The sequence below is a fragment of the Sutcliffiella horikoshii genome, assembly GCF_008180725.1.
Taxonomy (GTDB): Bacteria; Bacillota; Bacilli; order Bacillales; family Bacillaceae_I; genus Sutcliffiella_A; species Sutcliffiella_A horikoshii_B.
Genome location: NZ_VTEV01000005.1, coordinates 1 through 16,111, shown reverse-complemented (window position 1 = coordinate 16,111; position 16,111 = coordinate 1). Strand labels below are relative to the sequence as shown.

Annotated in this window: 13 protein-coding genes and 1 rRNA gene; 10 read left to right on the top strand and 4 right to left on the bottom strand. The window is 42.5% G+C overall.

The genetic code is table 11. The features are described 5' to 3' along the window. Positions 1-20: 20 nt before the first annotated feature. Together FZC76_RS12365 and FZC76_RS12360 are read right to left on the bottom strand one after the other, a co-directional pair. Positions 21-4,490: a glutamate synthase-related protein gene (locus FZC76_RS12365; protein ID WP_148988502.1), complete on the bottom strand. Its 4,470-nt coding sequence runs from the start codon at positions 4,488-4,490 to the stop codon at positions 21-23. 356 nt (positions 4,491-4,846) lie between these two features. Further along, entirely contained in the window at positions 4,847-6,142 is a 1,296-nt protein-coding gene (locus FZC76_RS12360) for a glutamate-1-semialdehyde 2,1-aminomutase (protein ID WP_148988501.1), read from the bottom strand. 648 nt (positions 6,143-6,790) lie between these two features. Here FZC76_RS12360 and FZC76_RS12355 point away from each other — a divergent pair. The 4 genes from FZC76_RS12355 (at position 6,791) to FZC76_RS12340 (ending at position 9,911) form a co-directional block, all read left to right on the top strand. Then, positions 6,791-7,846: an ABC transporter ATP-binding protein gene (locus FZC76_RS12355; protein WP_148988500.1), complete on the top strand. Its 1,056-nt coding sequence runs from the start codon at positions 6,791-6,793 to the stop codon at positions 7,844-7,846. Continuing rightward, the gene (locus FZC76_RS12350) at positions 7,839-8,630 is read left to right on the top strand and encodes an ABC transporter permease (RefSeq protein WP_148988499.1); all 792 of its coding nucleotides are present in this window, start codon (positions 7,839-7,841) and stop codon (positions 8,628-8,630) included. Before FZC76_RS12355 ends, FZC76_RS12350 begins: the two co-directional genes overlap by 8 nt. Before the next feature lie 3 nt (positions 8,631-8,633). Then, complete coding sequence (locus FZC76_RS12345; RefSeq protein ID WP_148988498.1) at positions 8,634-9,419, top strand: ABC transporter permease; 786 nt, start codon at positions 8,634-8,636, stop codon at positions 9,417-9,419. 78 nt (positions 9,420-9,497) lie between these two features. Beyond that, the gene (locus FZC76_RS12340; RefSeq protein ID WP_148988497.1) at positions 9,498-9,911 is read left to right on the top strand and encodes a potassium channel family protein; all 414 of its coding nucleotides are present in this window, start codon (positions 9,498-9,500) and stop codon (positions 9,909-9,911) included. Positions 9,912-9,917: 6 nt separating this feature from the next. Here the strand turns inward: FZC76_RS12340 and FZC76_RS23065 are convergent, their stop codons facing one another. Beyond that, positions 9,918-10,076, bottom strand: a complete 159-nt coding sequence (locus FZC76_RS23065) for a hypothetical protein (protein ID WP_187442060.1) — start codon at positions 10,074-10,076, stop codon at positions 9,918-9,920. A 141-nt stretch (positions 10,077-10,217) separates the two neighbouring features. Here FZC76_RS23065 and bcp point away from each other — a divergent pair, with 141 nt between their 5' ends. The 4 genes from bcp to perR all read left to right on the top strand — a co-directional run bounded on the left by bcp (position 10,218) and on the right by perR (position 13,805). After that, positions 10,218-10,709, top strand: coding sequence for a thioredoxin-dependent thiol peroxidase (gene bcp, locus FZC76_RS12335; RefSeq protein WP_148988496.1), 492 nt, complete (start codon positions 10,218-10,220; stop codon positions 10,707-10,709). A 339-nt stretch (positions 10,710-11,048) separates the two neighbouring features. Beyond that, positions 11,049-12,596 carry an AbgT family transporter gene (locus FZC76_RS12330; RefSeq protein ID WP_148988495.1) on the top strand — a complete coding sequence of 516 codons (1,548 nt, stop codon included), beginning with the start codon at positions 11,049-11,051 and terminating at the stop codon, positions 12,594-12,596. Between the two features lie 101 nt (positions 12,597-12,697). Next, positions 12,698-13,252 carry a cob(I)yrinic acid a,c-diamide adenosyltransferase gene (locus FZC76_RS12325; protein ID WP_148988494.1) on the top strand — a complete coding sequence of 185 codons (555 nt, stop codon included), beginning with the start codon at positions 12,698-12,700 and terminating at the stop codon, positions 13,250-13,252. 118 nt (positions 13,253-13,370) lie between these two features. Next, positions 13,371-13,805 (top strand): peroxide-responsive transcriptional repressor PerR, encoded by a 435-nt coding sequence (gene perR / locus FZC76_RS12320; protein WP_010198161.1) that lies wholly within the window; start codon positions 13,371-13,373, stop codon positions 13,803-13,805. Positions 13,806-13,852: 47 nt separating this feature from the next. On the opposite strand, the gene FZC76_RS12315 is transcribed toward perR, so the two are convergent. Continuing rightward, positions 13,853-14,215 carry a YgzB family protein gene (locus tag FZC76_RS12315; protein ID WP_148988493.1) on the bottom strand — a complete coding sequence of 121 codons (363 nt, stop codon included), beginning with the start codon at positions 14,213-14,215 and terminating at the stop codon, positions 13,853-13,855. Between the two features lie 174 nt (positions 14,216-14,389). Between FZC76_RS12315 and FZC76_RS12310 the strand changes: the two genes are divergently transcribed. Both FZC76_RS12310 and FZC76_RS12305 read left to right on the top strand, forming a co-directional pair. Next, the gene (locus tag FZC76_RS12310; RefSeq protein WP_148988492.1) at positions 14,390-15,265 is read left to right on the top strand and encodes a nucleotidyltransferase-like protein; all 876 of its coding nucleotides are present in this window, start codon (positions 14,390-14,392) and stop codon (positions 15,263-15,265) included. A gap of 380 nt (positions 15,266-15,645) precedes the next feature. Then, positions 15,646-16,111 (top strand): 16S ribosomal RNA (locus FZC76_RS12305); the annotation flags it as partial.

Sequence of the window (16,111 nt, the reverse complement as noted above, 5' to 3'; positions counted from 1 at the left end):
GAGCCGATTGAAGCAATAAATCATTCTGTAGATACAGCTGGGTCTGCCTGTTCTTTAACAGGGATGACTTGCAGGAAGAAGTCTGCCGGATTGTCGAGCATTTGCTTGATTTCTGCCGCCTCTTCTAGTTGGTGTTGATCTAACAGTGATTGATGATAGATGGATAGTAACTCCACAACATCCTTCAAACCAGCTGCATTCAGTGGTTCGATGTTCACTTTTGCGCCTTTTGCGATACGGCGTTGAAGTGCTTCTTTTGTTAAGCCCATTTCCGGCTGGTGACGAAGGTAGACGGCACCACCTGTCATCCCTGCGCAGATCCATGGTCCAGGGTCACCAAAGACAAGGCCGCGTCCGTTTGTCATGTACTCAAATGCAAAGCCTTTAATATTGGCGTTGACTCCAAGATTTCCATGTTCAACAGCAGGGATAGGAGTGGTAACTTTCCCGCCGATGATCATGTCTGCTCCGGAAAGACGGATACCTGCACGGGCGTCGGCGTTTCCTTGCACAACAAGCGCGCCTTTTTGTGCGCCGTAGCCAAAGCCTTTTCCAACAGAACCGTTGTAGAACTTGCCGTCTTTTCCTTTATATTTGAAGACAAAGATGCTTCCGCCGAATGCGGTTTTTCCGATGCCGTCCTGTGCGCCACCCTCAACCTTGATGTTGATACCGGTGGAGTTATAAGCACCAAGTCCATTACCAGGGATGGAGCCTTTGTTGTAGCGCAGTTCTACTTCAGGAAGCTCTAGATAAGAGCCATCCAAGCGACCGCGTACACGGTGGCAGGATACACGGCTTCCAAGGACACGTTGTTCTGCTGTAACCGCATCAAATTGACGGGATTCATGCAGGTCGCTTTCTTGGTAATCCAAATATTCCGCACCAGCTGCAACAAGTAGCTTTTCTTTTTCCATGCTTGCTGCTACTTCTTTTTGTGCAAGCTGAGGCACGTCTAATGTATGAAGCAAGTTGGAAAGATCTAATGATTCCAAGCCGCGCGTCTGCTCGAGAAGATCTGAGCGGCCAACAATTTCTTGTAAGTTTTCAAAGCCTAAGGAAGCAGTCAGTGCTTTCAGCTCGTCACCAAAAGCAGTGAACAAATTCATTAATCCTTGTACGGCAAGATCTGATTGTCTAGGAACAAAACGACGAAGACCGTGATCTTTTGCTTGTGCTTCGGATTCAATCTGCGTTGCAATTCCAACGTGACAAGTATCTAAGTGACAGCCGCGGCATGTTGTACAACCGATGGCAATCATGGAGAGAGTTCCGAAACCAATTCGGTTCGCGCCTAAAAGCATAACCTTCATGCAGTCTAATGCACTCTTGATTCCGCCGTCCGCCCAGATTTCCACTTTGTTGCGAAGACCGGATTCAATTAACGCGTTGTGCGCAGCTTTCACACCAATCTCAACCGGTAAGCCTACATATTGAAGGGCATGAATTCTAGCTGCCCCTGTACCGCCGTCAAAACCACTGATGGTAATGATGTCTGCACCAGCTTTGGCGATTCCGACTGCAATTGTTCCGATATTAGGAACAACAGGTACTTTTACTGCCACTTTCGCTTGATCGTTGGCTGTTTTCAGCTCGGCAATCATCTGCGCCAAGTCTTCAATAGAGTAAATGTCATGGTTATTGGATGGGGAGATTAAATCCGATCCAATCGTTGCGTTACGTGCTTCGGCAATTTTGGCTGTAACCTTAGATCCAGGTAGGTGTCCACCTTCACCAGGCTTTGCTCCTTGCCCAATCTTGATTTCTAATAGGTTGGAGGAGTTAAGCAGCTCGGCATTTACACCAAAACGTCCGGAAGCAACTTGCTGCCCGCGTGTTTTTGGATATTTTCCAAGCATATCTTTGATTTCGCCGCCCTCACCATTCAAGCTGACCATGTTCAGCTTATCTGCTGCTTCGGCATAGGCTCTAAATGCAATCTCGTTTTGAGAACCAAAGGACATGGAAGCAATGACGAATGGCAAGTCGTGTGCGCCTACCCCGATATTCACTTTTTCTTTGGCAGGTTGTTTGCCGGCGACTCTCAAGTCAGTTAAATGACGAATGGTAATAGGGTTTTTCGTTTCTTGTTCATCCAGTTTTTCACGATAGTCATCGTATGTTCCGTTCTTTGCCACGTCCCCGATTGCTTTCCAAATACGAGGGAAGAGGTGGAACGACTTGCCTGGACGAGCTTTGTCATCTTCAAAGTCCACTGCACGTTCTGCAGCATCCTCTTTTAATTTTGTAAAATTAAAGCCGAGTTTGTCAGAGCCAAGGAAATTGACGATTCCAAGTGCATCTTCGACTTCTTTATGAAGGCCGATTGCCGAGAACAAGCGACCGTATCCTCTTATTTCATGGATTCCAATGGTGGAAATGACTTTTTCCATTCCTTTTGTCAGTGCTCCGAAAAGGTTCAAAACTGGCTTTGTTGTCTCATCACTAACTGTTCCAAATAGTAGGTAAGGGCTGATGGAGTTTGCACCAAGACCGATTGCTACCATTACATCATGAAGGGAGCGGATGGCACCGGAACGAAGCAATAGTGCGCATTTACGGCGATATTGGTGTTGAACCAACTCTTCATTAATCGCTGCTGTCACAAGATGCGGATCCAACCAAAGCTGTCCGTCCTTGTGTGCTTGGGCATCATCAATGATCAATAAAGTTTTGCCGTCTTTTACGGCTTCCACCGCTTCTGCTTTCAAACGGTCTAATGCAGAGGTGATGTCTTCATCCGAACCACAGGTAGCATTTACGTAATAGGTCAGGCCTTGTGTTTGGAACTGGTTTACCACTTGGTCGAAAGAAGGCTGCCCCAACTCGGCGGCGCAATCCATCCCAACCTGGCCTTCAATTAATAGTGGAGATAAAAGTTCCATCGTGTAGCCGTTTGGTACTTCGTCTTCTTTTTGCAATGCAGGACGGGCACCAAGAACCGTTCTTGTAGAAAAGTGTTCTGTCTCACGGTCACGGTCGATTGCCGGATTCGTTACGACTGCAACGCTTTCTTTAATAAAATCAGCGATATTGTTGCGGCCAGGATTCATGGCAGCAAGCGGCACGTCATGACCAAGGGAACGGATCGGTTCTGCACCTTTTTCCGCCATTTGTTCGATTAACTGGATATGCTCACGGTCCCAACCGAATGCTGCATAATGTCCGTTATGCACTTTTGCAAGTGGAGCGGTGGATACATAGTTATCAAGCTTTGGTGCATTCAGGCGTTCAGCGAAACCTTCTATAGCAAATTTCGCGTTCATGCGCTGATAGACTTCTTCTTGATAGGCATGATAGTCATACACTTTAATTGTATCGCCATCCCATTTCATCCCAACTTTTTCGCCAGGGGAGAAAGGCTTTGGCTCTGCTGTGTATTCTGTTGTCGGAATGATACCTGGTTCTGATGAAAAATAATACGAAGTTTCTGTTTGAAGCATCCAAACGGGACGCAAGCCAAGGGCATCTAGGCTGAATACTGCTTCGTCTTTATTGCGAGAAATGATACCTGCAGGACCTTGTGCAAAGTGGCCCCATGTTTCACGTACATAAGTGTATAGGTCCTGTAAATGAGCAGGGTAGCTTTTGATTTCATTGACAATTGGCGGGAAAACAATATCAAGTGCTTCAAATAATGTGAAGCCATCTCGAGAAATAAGGGTATCAATCGTTCTGTTTAAATCCTGGGAATCACTACCACCATTTGTCAGCGGCACGCCAATCATTGTTGCCTCGTCACGGAGCTTAGCAATCGTATTGATCTCACCGTTATGGCCAAGGACGCTAAATGGTTGCACGCGAAAAAAGTTTGAAAGCGTATTAGTAGAATATCGGTTATGACCAAGTGTCATCGTGGACGCTACAAGCGGATTTGCCAGGTCATGGTAGAATTTTGGCAAAATATCGCCCGCACCCATTACTTTATATACTGCGTGGTAGTTCGATAGGGACGCTACATGTACGTCATCATTTTTTTCGATTTCAATGCCAGCTTGGAACAACTGCGCTTGCGTGCAATCTTCTTTTTCTGAAACAAGGGCAATCTGCCAGAACACTGGATCTTGGATGATTGCAATCGGTCCTAATGCTTCAGATGAAGTAACGGTATCAGAAGCAAAAACTAGTTTAAGAGATTCTTTTTCTAAAATGCTCGTAATCTCCTGTTTTACTTGGTCTACATCTACATGGTGATTGATGAAAAGATGACCGACAACGAAGTCTTCGCGATCTACTAGCGAAGCGTCTTGATTGATTTTCTCAAGTTTTTCTTTCCATAGAGCACGGGGGATATCGATATGAATGCCGACACCGTCTCCTTCACCGTTAATAAAACCTGCACGGTGGTTCATTTTGACAAGAGCATCTATACAGTCATCAATATTTTTCTTTGTTGGGATTTTTTTCTTTTCTATAGCGGATACAATACCACATGCATCATGTTCTGCGTTGTGAAAATCTTTAAATGTACTTGGACTCCAATTTTTCATATGGATTGGCTGTTAACTAGGGATTAAAGTGGGGACCCTAACTAGCCATTCACCTCCTGTGGTTTGATAGTTTGATAAGAAAAACCTAGGCAGTTAGTTAGTAGTGTCTATCTGTTCTGCGTGAGGTAAGCTCTGCGGTTTTCTTATAAATAGGTAAAAAGTGAGGAAAAATAAATAAGGGAATTTTCAGACTTTAAATTATATACTAACATTTCAAACAATAAAAATCAATTTTTTATGCAAAAAGTTGAAGAGGTCATACATGTGGAAGGGGAGAAAAAGTGTGTATTTGTAAGCGTTTTCAAGGTTCGGTGTAGAAAAAGACAGCGTGTTGGTGTACACGCTGTCTTGTATATTTATGCATTGGCTAATTCTTTGAATGCATGCTCGACTGCATCTAGTGTCATTCTTACATCTTCTTCGGTATGCTCGGTTGTTACAAACCATGCTTCGTATTTGGAAGGCGCAAGATTGATTCCTTGATTCAGCATCAGTTTAAAGAATTTTGCAAACTGTTCGCCGTCTGTATTTTCTGCCTGTTCATAGTTAACTACCGTTTCATCTGTAAAGTAGATGGTAAGTGCTCCCTTGAGGCGGTTAATGGTGATAGTAATTCCGTACTTTTCTGCTCTTTTAAGGATACCTTCTTCTAGCAGGCGGCCGATATGGTCAAGGTGTTCGTATACTCCTTCTTTTTGGAGTACTTCCAAGCAAGCGATTCCTGATAGGATGGATGCGGGATTACCGGCCATGGTTCCTGCCTGATATGCAGGTCCAAGTGGCGCCACTTTCTCCATTATCTCCGCACGGCCCCCATACGCTCCGATTGGTAGACCGCCGCCGATGATTTTCCCAAGCGCTGTCAGGTCTGGTGTGATACCGAGCATATCTTGTGCTCCACCGTACATAAAGCGAAATGCTGTGATAACTTCATCATAAATAACTAGTGCGCCAGCTTCATGACTGATTTCGTTAACGGCTTGAAGGAAGCCGGGTTTAGGTTCCACGATTCCAAAGTTACCAACGATTGGCTCCACAAGGACACCGGCGATCTGGTCACCCCATTTTTCCATCGCTTCACGGAACGGTTCGATATCGTTAAAAGGAACGGTGATAACTTCATTGGCAATGCTCTTAGGTACTCCAGCGGAATCTGGTGTGCCAAGTGTTGCCGGACCAGATCCTGCTGCAACAAGCACAAGGTCGGAGTGACCGTGATAGCAGCCGGCAAACTTGATGATTTTGTCGCGACCGGTGTAGGCCCGTGCCACACGGATTGTCGTCATTACCGCTTCTGTGCCGGAGTTGACGAAACGTACCTTGTCCATTCCAGGCATCGCTTCTTTCAGCATTTTCGCGAATTTCACTTCATGGGGAGTAGGTGTTCCGTAAAGAACTCCGGTTTGTGCTGCTTTTGTAATGGCTTCTGTAATGTGGGGATGGGCATGACCAGTGATGATTGGTCCGTATGCTGCCAGGTAGTCGATGTATTTGTTGCCGTCAACATCCCAGAAATAAGCACCTTCCGCGCGTTCCATTACGACCGGTGCGCCGCCGCCAACGGCTTTATAAGAACGTGACGGGCTGTTTACACCGCCGACGATATGTTGCAGTGCTTCTTCGTGTATTTGTTGTGATTTAGAAAAGCTCATGATTAATCCAGTCCTCCTCTTGATAAAGGTAAATCAAATGATATGTTATTTTATCATGAATGCGGAAGGGATGTAATGGAGAAATGGAGGGTGGACTCAGGGAAGAGCGGAAAAAATGTCAGAAAAGGAAGGGAGCGGTTGGTTTTGTCATCGCAGAGCGGTAACGGCGCCAAAAGAGGAGGGTAGCGGTTGGTTTTGTCATCGCAGAGAGTCAAGTCCATATTAAGGTGTAAAGATAGTTAAAACTAGATCAAAGGATTAATCCCTATGACGACTGCCCCTATTCTTTTTCACCCTCACCGGGCGTCATACACTACCTATGGCGACCGCTCCTATTCTTTTTCACCTTCACCGGGCTTCATACACTCCCTAGGACGACGGCTCCTCTGCTTTTTCTCTCTTTCCGGGCATCATTAAAACGCCTCTTTGTTACCGTAGAGCGGGAACGATGCCAAAAGAGGAAGGAAGCAGTTTATTCTGTCATCACAAAATTACTATCTTCCTGGTTACAACTCAGCAAAATTATTAATACACCCCAATCAAGCAATTCCCAAAGCTTCCCGTTTGAGTGTTACCCCTCACATGTAATACACTAGTCTTTATGAGCTTTTTTCAAATAAGCACATAAATAGAAAGGAAGTAACTTAGATGCATAACGTCATAGAAGTAGATTCACTCCGAAAAGAGTTTAAAGCATATTCTAGTCGTTCTGGTTTGAAGGGAGCGTTTCGCGACCTTTTTACGAGAAATTATAAAATAGTGCCAGCCGTCAACGATGTTTCTTTTACCATTAAGCAAGGGGAGATGGTAGGATATATTGGGGAAAATGGTGCAGGAAAGTCAACCACCATAAAAATGCTGACCGGAATTCTCACCCCGACCTCTGGGACAGTGCGCGTCAATGGCATGAACCCGCATAAAGAAAGGGAAGAGTTTGTCCGCTCTATTGGTGTGGTATTCGGCCAGCGCTCCCAGCTTTGGTGGGACATCGCGGTTCAAGAGTCTTTCCGTCTTTTGAAAAAAGTATATAAAGTATCAGACGAGGATTATAACGAGCATATGGACCATGTCATTAAAACGCTTGATATCGGTCATCTCCTCGATAAGCCAGTAAGAAAGTTGTCACTAGGTCAGCGCATGCGATGTGAACTGGCAGCAGCGCTTATTCACAATCCGCCATTGCTTTTCTTGGACGAACCGACAATTGGCTTGGATGTTCTAGTGAAGCTTAAAATCCGTCAGTTCTTAAAAGAAATAAACGAAAAATATAAAACAACCATTTTATTAACGACACATGACATGGCAGACATTGAAGCACTCTGCGAACGAGTGGTCATGTTAGACGAAGGGAAAATCATATATGATGGTTCTCTTCAAAAGCTTCGTAACAACTGGGGGGAAGGAAAACAAATTCGATTCCAGTTTGCTCAAAATGTGACAGAAGAACAACTGTTGCCGTTGACTCCAGATCTCGACGTTCATTGGAAAAACGAAGGGAAAGAAACAATTTGGAGCGCGGTGGTTTCTAAAGAAGAAGAGGAAATTTCTGAACTGATTGGAAGGGTAGTTGGCAAATTTGCTATTACCGACCTCACCATCCAAGAGATCTCTACAGAGGAAATTATCCGTAATATCTATGATAAGGGAATGGTGGCTACCGGGGATGCCTTATCCCAAAAGCAGCCGGTGTTGACACATGGATAAATATATCGAAATGATACGCATCCGCTTTTTGATGATGCTCGCGTATCGAACAAACTATTATTCTGGAATTCTAATTTATAGCATCAATATAGGAGCCTACTACTTCCTCTGGCAAGCAATCTATAGCGGAAAAGAAGATATTCAAGGCATTTCCACCATCCAAATGACCACATATGTCGCTGTCGCTTGGATGGCCCGTGCGTTTTATTTTAATAATATTGACCGAGAAATTGCCCAAGAGATAAAAGAAGGAAAGGTGGCCGTGGAATTAATCAGGCCGTATAACTATCTTGGTATGAAAACGATGCAAGGGCTAGGAGAAGGGATTTTCCGACTGGTGTTTTTCTCTGTGCCAGGGATGGTCATCGTGGCATTGGTCTTTCCGCTGGAATTCTCGGCAAACTTTGCCACGTGGGGTCTTTTTGGCATCTCCATCATCTTCAGTTTTATTGTGAATACACAGATCAACCTGCTTACAGGTATCATGACGTTTTTTCTATTTAATAATGACGGGTTGATTCGTGCTAAGCGTGTCGTCATTGATTTATTTTCAGGATTGCTTTTACCCATCAGCTTTTACCCGTTATGGGCACAAGACGTCATGAGTTTCCTGCCGTTTCAGGCAATCAGTTATATCCCAAGTATGATTTTTACAGAGGGTATAACAGGAAATGCGGTATTTCAAGCACTGCTCATGCAGGCGGTCTGGGTATTCATCTTGATTATTCCGATACAGTTACTTTGGAATTTGGCAAAAAAACAACTAGTAGTGCAAGGAGGATGAGGAATGTTTTATGTTTCGATGTTTTTTCAATACATTGGCCAGTATATAAAAACACGGTTTCAATACCGTGCTGATCTGGTTGTGGAAATCCTCTCCGACTTGTTGTTTCAGGCAGTAAACCTGGTGTTTATCCTGGTTGTCTTTGGCCATACTCAGCTTTTGAGCGGTTGGAGCAGGGAAGAAATCATTTTCATTTATGGGTTCTTTTTGGTGCCGTTTGCCCTGTTTTCCGCGTTTTTTAACATTTGGGATTTTAATGAACGGTATATTGTAAAAGGAGAGATGGATCGCATCCTGACAAGGCCGATTCACAGTCTGTTTCAAGTGGTGCTCGAGCGGATGGAACTGGAATCTCTATTTGGTGTGGTAACAGGTGCAGCCATCATGGTCTATGCAGGAAGTCTGCTAGATCTCACTTTTGCCTGGTACGATTATCTACTATTAATTATTTTTGTGCTTGGCGGAGCGCTTGTGTATGCAGGTATATTCGTCTTACTTGCAAGTATCGGTTTCTGGTCAGATGCAAGAACATCTATTATGCCAATGATGTATAATATCGGGAATTATGGTAGATACCCAGTGGATATCTACAACAATGTCATTCGATTTGTTTTGACTTGGATTCTTCCTTTTGCCTTTGTTGGTGTCTATCCGTCTGCATATTTCCTTGGCAAGTCAGAGTGGTATGGATATGCGTTTATGACTCCATTTATAGGATTGGTATTCTTTATTCTGGCCGTATTCGTTTGGAATGTCGGAGTAACCAAATATAGAGGTGCAGGGAATTAAAGCTGTACAAAAAAAGCATACCTGTTCTTCCGCTGCGTATATTGTACTAATGGCATGTCCGCGCATTGGAGGAGTAGGATGCTTTATTTATTTATCGTCATCTTCATATTCATCGCTATTTTCATAAGTTTTTCACATGTGTTTTCTTCAGAAAGCAGAAGCATACCTTATGTTTCAAAAGAAACACTCCTTCTGTTACTGTTGATATACTCCACACTTCTGCTTTCATTTGGTCTGTTATATACCGTTCTCCATATTGAAGGGCACCCTGTACTGTTGGAAAGAGGCGAGTTGATTAATGGCAGCTATTTTTCCATTTTCTTTCGTTCTGTCTACTTTAGTGCAATTACCATTTTGACGGTTGGGTATGGAGATATTACGCCGATTGGTATTGGCAGGGTCATTGCCATGACAGAAGCATTGATAGGTTTTGTCATGCCTGCAGCCTTTGTAGTACGGGTGGTCCTTCATATGGATGGGCGTGAGAGGTAAATTTTACTAATTCCCCTCGTATAGAAAGCGGTTTGATAACTCAGATATCGGTTCCGGACAGTTGGCGTCAGCGTTCAAGGGAGTCTCTATGGACTTCTGGTTGACGCTGATTTTTTTCTGGTGTTCTGTTACTGCACCTTCATGAAGTTCTTCTTCTTTCTTCATTTCACTTCCTCCATTCTTTTACTATTTTTTATTAGTGTAGGACAATTTAGAAAGTATATGTATGCTACCTCATTTCTTGAAAATTCTTCATTCTTTCGATAGGCTTAAAGAAATAGTATTAGTTCAAGGAGGAGTTAAAAGATGACAATAGAAGTTGGCAAAAAGGCACCTGGTTTTTCGTTGCTATCTAATACAGGGGAAACAGTGACCCTTTCAAGTTTTCAAGGGAAAAATGTCGTACTATATTTCTATCCGAAAGATATGACCCCTGGATGCACCACGCAGGCATGTGATTTCCGGGATATGCATGAAGACTTCTCAAATCTGGACACGGTGATTCTTGGAGTAAGTCCAGACCCTCAATCAAGGCACGAAAAGTTTATTGAAAAGCACGGGTTGCCGTTTATGCTTTTAGTTGACGAGGATCATGAAGTAGCAGAACTCTACGATGTGTGGAAGTTGAAGAAAAATTTCGGCAAAGAATATATGGGTATTGAACGTTCCACATTTATCATCAATAAAGAAGGCGAATTAGTAAAAGAGTGGAGAAAAGTAAAAGTGAAGGGTCACGTGGAGGAAGCTCTAAGCTTTATAAAAGAAAATCTTCAAGAGGAAAAGCCTTTTTTAAAATAAATGAGGCAAACGTCTAACTACAAAAGGTCCCTGCCAGAGTATTTTATAGTGTAGGGCATACCTCCTCAAAAGTTGACGTGATTAGAGTGTGAGCATAGAGCTTGCACTCCTTTTTTATGATATGAGTTTATATATTATGGGTAAAGTAAAGAAAGACACATAATAGGGAAGCACGTTAGTTTGATAAAGGATACATAGAATTGATATTATTTCAAAAATTGGTTATTTTGCGTATATTACCAGAACACTTCCATCCTAAAGTGTTTTTTATTATACTGGTAAAGGATTTTTTCTTATTGTTTTTTGAAAATTTAATAGATTGAGAAAGGGGATTTTAATATGGAAGCAACGCAAAAGAAACGGGGCTTTGTTATGCGTGCTCTTGATAGCATTGAGCGCGTTGGTAATAAGTTGCCACATCCAGTAACGTTATTCGCGATTTTCGCGTTATTGGTAATTATCGCTTCTGGAATCTTTTCCAGCATGGGTGTACAAGTAGACGATCCTTTAAATGAAGGAGAAGTTCTTACTGTCAAGAACTTAATGAGCTCCGAAGGAATCGCTTACATATTTGAAAGTGCCGTTACAAACTTTACAGGCTTTGCTCCGCTTGGAACAGTGCTTGTAACAATGATTGGTATTGGTATTGCGGAGAGATCCGGCCTTATCAGTGCAGGTCTTCGCGGTTTGGTAACATCCGTTCCTAAACAACTGATGACAGCTGCTCTAGTTTTCGGAGGGATTATGTCATCTATGGCAGCGGATGCTGGTTACGTAGTATTGACACCACTTGGTGCAGTACTTTTCGCAGGACTGGGAAGGCATCCGCTGGCAGGACTTGCAGCAGCGTTCGCTGGTGTATCAGCCGGGTTCAGTGCAAACTTGCTATTAACATCTCTTGATCCGTTATTAGGGTCTTTAACACAAGAAGCGGCAGCAACGGTTGACCCGGAATATGCTGCAGGAATGAACTATATGATGAACTTCTACTTCATGTTTGCGTCAGTTTTTGTTCTAACTATTGTCGGTACGTTTGTAACCGATAAAATTGTTGAACCTCGCCTTGGTGAGTACAAAGGTGCTTACAAAGGGGACGTTGATTACTTAAAACCTGAAGAGAAAAAAGGTTTATGGGCTGCATTGTTTGCGTTTATTGCAACCATAGCAGTAATGGCATTGCTAGTTGTACCTTCTTGGGGACCACTACGTGGAGATGGCTCATTCCTAGAAGCGCCATTCTTCCATACACTTGTACCAGTAATTCTAATTATGTTCTTCATTCCCGGACTTGTTTATGGAATGATCACAAAATCAATAAAAAATGATAAAGACGTAGCAAACCAAATGTCCGACACAATGGCAACGATGGGGGCATATATCGTCCTTGCATTTGTTGCTGGTCAGTTTGTCGCTTACTTTAATGAAACAAACCTTGGACTTGTTCTTGCGGTTAATGGAGCAGAACTCATTCAAGGAATCGGTTTTGATAGCGAAAATCGTTTTATGAGCATTCTTTTAATACTTGTCTTTATGATTGTAGCTGGTTTCATTAATCTATTTATCGGAAGTGCTTCTGCTAAATGGGCAATCATGGCTCCGGTATTTGTTCCAATGATGATGGGTCTAGGGTATTCCCCTGAGCTTACGCAATTGGCATACCGTCTAGCTGATTCCACTACTAATGTCATCTCACCATTAATGCCATACTTCGCCATCGTTATCGCGTTTGCGCAAAAGTATGATAAAAAAGTGGGAATTGGTACGTTGATTTCAACGATGATTCCATACTCTGTGTTCTTCTCCATCGTATGGGTTCTTATGCTTATCGTTTGGATCCTTACAGGCTTGCCAATCGGACCGAACGCACCAATTGATTATGTAGGTTAATGAAAAATGAAAACACCTGCTTGTCCATAATGGACTTGCAGGTGTTTTTTTGCTATAAGGAAAGTAGAAACTAAATTTAAAAGCAGGGGATGGGAGTATACATGAAAATCTATACCAAAACAGGCGATAAAGGACAAACTTCTTTAGTCTATGGACAAAGAGTGGATAAAAATCATGTGCGTGTAGAAGCATATGGAACATGTGATGAAGCAAATTCCATGATCGGCCTTGCGATTGCGTATCTAGACGAAGAGGAATTCAACCGTAAAGAAACATTAATCAAATCATTTTCCAACATCCAGACAATCCTTTTTCACGTAGGAGCGGAACTTGCCACACCTGCAGGAAAAGAAGTGAAATGGAAGCTGACAGAAAAGCATGTGAAAAGTCTCGAGGACGAAATGGACGAACTTGATGCAACACTTCCTCCGTTGACGAATTTCGTATTACCTGGCGGGTCGAAAGCTGGAGCGGCTTTGCATAGTGCACGAACAATCGTAAGAAGAGCGGAAAGATCTGCTGTAGGATTGAGTGATGAACTTTCTCCGAATGTACTTGCCTATTTAAACCGTCTTTCTGACTATTTGTTTGTCGTTGCACGCTATGTGAACAGTCAATTAAAGAAGGAAGAACCAATTTTAAAGCCAGAGGTTTAAAATTTAGATAACTTCATATAGATATAAGTAATAACATTGACAAAAATATCAATATCACGGTACACTAATTATAAATATTATAAAGTAATAATCTTTATGAAAAGCGAGGTGCATGACTGTGGCAAACGAACAATTAAAAGAAGCGCTTGAAACGCTAAAACAAACTGGAGTTCGCATAACTCCACAGCGTCATGCGATTTTAGAGTATCTTATTCAATCTATGTCTCATCCGACAGCTGACGATATATACAAAGCACTTGAAGGAAAGTTTCCAAACATGAGTGTCGCGACCGTTTACAACAACCTGAGAGTTTTCCGTGAAGTTGGTCTTGTGAAAGAATTGACCTACGGAGACAACTCCAGTCGTTTTGACTACGTGACTACCGACCATTACCATTTGATCTGTGACGAATGCGGCAAAATTGTCGACTTCCATTATCCAGGTCTTGATGAAGTAGAGGCGTTGGCTGCCCATGTTACTGGATTCAAAATTGCTCGCCATCGCATGGAAATTTACGGTGTCTGCCCAGAATGTGACAAAGGCGCTCATTGACCTTTTGCACGCACGTGGAAAACAACCAATAAAAAAGCTGATAGGACTTAGCTCCTATCAGCTTTCTTTTTTGAGTTATAATCTTCATTAAATTCTTTTCCTTCAAGGGAAGGATCCATCGTTAACGGTTCGTTACAATACATACACATATCAACACGGCCAAGAACTTTAGTATGCTTCCCGCAGTTCGGGCAAACTACCTGTACAGCCTTTGTCGATAACATGCCGATCCAAAAATAAACAACTGTGGAACCAACGATACATAAAAGCCCCAATAACATAAACAAAGTCATGACCAACATGTTTCCTTGAAAGAATATTCCTATATACATAACGAAGAAACCGATAAAGACAAGACTGAGTGCAAAGGTTCTTATTTTATTAATTTTACTAGAATATTTACGAGCCATGAACACTACCTCCTAAAACAATATAATAGCACATTTTGTCCGTAAATGGAGTTACAGTCACACACATGTTGAATTTAGAAGTTGACCGAATGTTCTGGATTAAAAATGATAAAAAGGTTTTTAAAAGAAAGTGTCGAATAATAGGAAGAACCCTTTAATGATGGAGGTCTTAAGATGGAAGATTTACTTCGTCCTATCTATCAAGAACGCGCAAGTCAATCAAACACGCAAGGAATATTAATGATAGAAAAGAAAAACCCAGTTAGCCCAAATACAGATAAATTTGATGTTATTCTCTTTATGGTAGTAAAAGAGCTGGATGAATCCTTATACGTCAAACACTATGAATTGCTTCAAAAGAAAGCCGCGCTATACATCGCAAGCGAACAGCAATTAGAAGAATGGATAACGCTTGGAACGAACCGAAGAGTCATTGATTGGATTATCAATGGGAAAGTACTCTTTGACCGAAATGAGTTTATCTACGCCCTAAGAGGGAAGCTACTCGATTTCCCACTCGAAGACCGTAAACTAAAAATTGGTTTAGAATTTGCTAAACTAATAAGAAGATACCTAGAAGGTAAAGATTTCTTCGATTCCAAACATTATATCGATGCATATAACCATATCGTCCACTCCCTTCACCACTTGGCAAGGTTGGCAGTTATCGATCATGGCTTTCATCCAGAAATCACCGTTTGGAATCAGGTGAAGAAAATTGAACCAGAAATCTACAAATTATATGAAGAACTCATTCAAGGGGATGAACCAATCGATAAAAGACTGGAACTACTCTTCCTTGCAAATGAGTTCATGATCTACTCCAGAACAAGAACTGGAGCCAAACATTTAATAGAAGTCTTAATGGAGAAAGAAGAAGCTTGGTCCTATAATGATATGTTGCATCACCCTAAACTCCAGAAGTATTCTGTAGATCTAAGCGTACTTGTTGAATACTTAGTTGAAAAAGGCTTCCTGCAAGTGGAGAAAAAACAGACTAAAGGTAACGGTGTTTACCACCGACTTTATCAGGTCGTACCAGAAAAATAATACAAATGATGTTACGTATAAGGCTCCTAATGGAGGAAGATTTCCTTAGGAGCTTTACCTTTTCTTTCCCTTTTGAAAATTATTTTAAAAAAGTTTAAAACTTGTATTGACGATGTTTGTCGTTACATGGTATATTATTATTCGTCGCCGCAAGAGAAAAGCTTCAGCGGGACAACGAGAAAAAAGAAATTAAAAAAACATGTTGACTTCCAACAACGAAACATGTTATATTAATAAAGTCGCTTCAGAGCGACGGACTGATGAAAATGATCTTTGAAAACTAAACAAAACAACAGCGTCATAACGTCGGTTCTACGGAACGCGACAAAATGATTTTAAGTAACACAAGCTAGCAAATTTTGAGCAAAAGCTCAGACTCTTTATTGGAGAGTTTGATCCTGGCTCAGGACGAACGCTGGCGGCGTGCCTAATACATGCAAGTCGAGCGGACCTTTTAAAAGCTTGCTTTTGAAAGGTCAGCGGCGGACGGGTGAGTAACACGTGGGCAACCTGCCTGTAAGACTGGGATAACTTCGGGAAACCGGAGCTAATACCGGATAATATAAAGAACCTCCTGGTTCTTTATTGAAAGATGGTTTCGGCTATCACTTACAGATGGGCCCGCGGCGCATTAGCTAGTTGGTGAGGTAACGGCTCACCAAGGCGACGATGCGTAGCCGACCTGAGAGGGTGATCGGCCACACTGGGACTGAGACACGGCCCAGACTCCTACGGGAGGCAGCAGTAGGGAATCTTCCACAATGGACGAAAGTCTGATGGAGCAACGCCGCGTGAGCGATGAAGGCCTTCGGGTCGTAAAGCTCTGTTGTTAGGGAAGAACAAGTG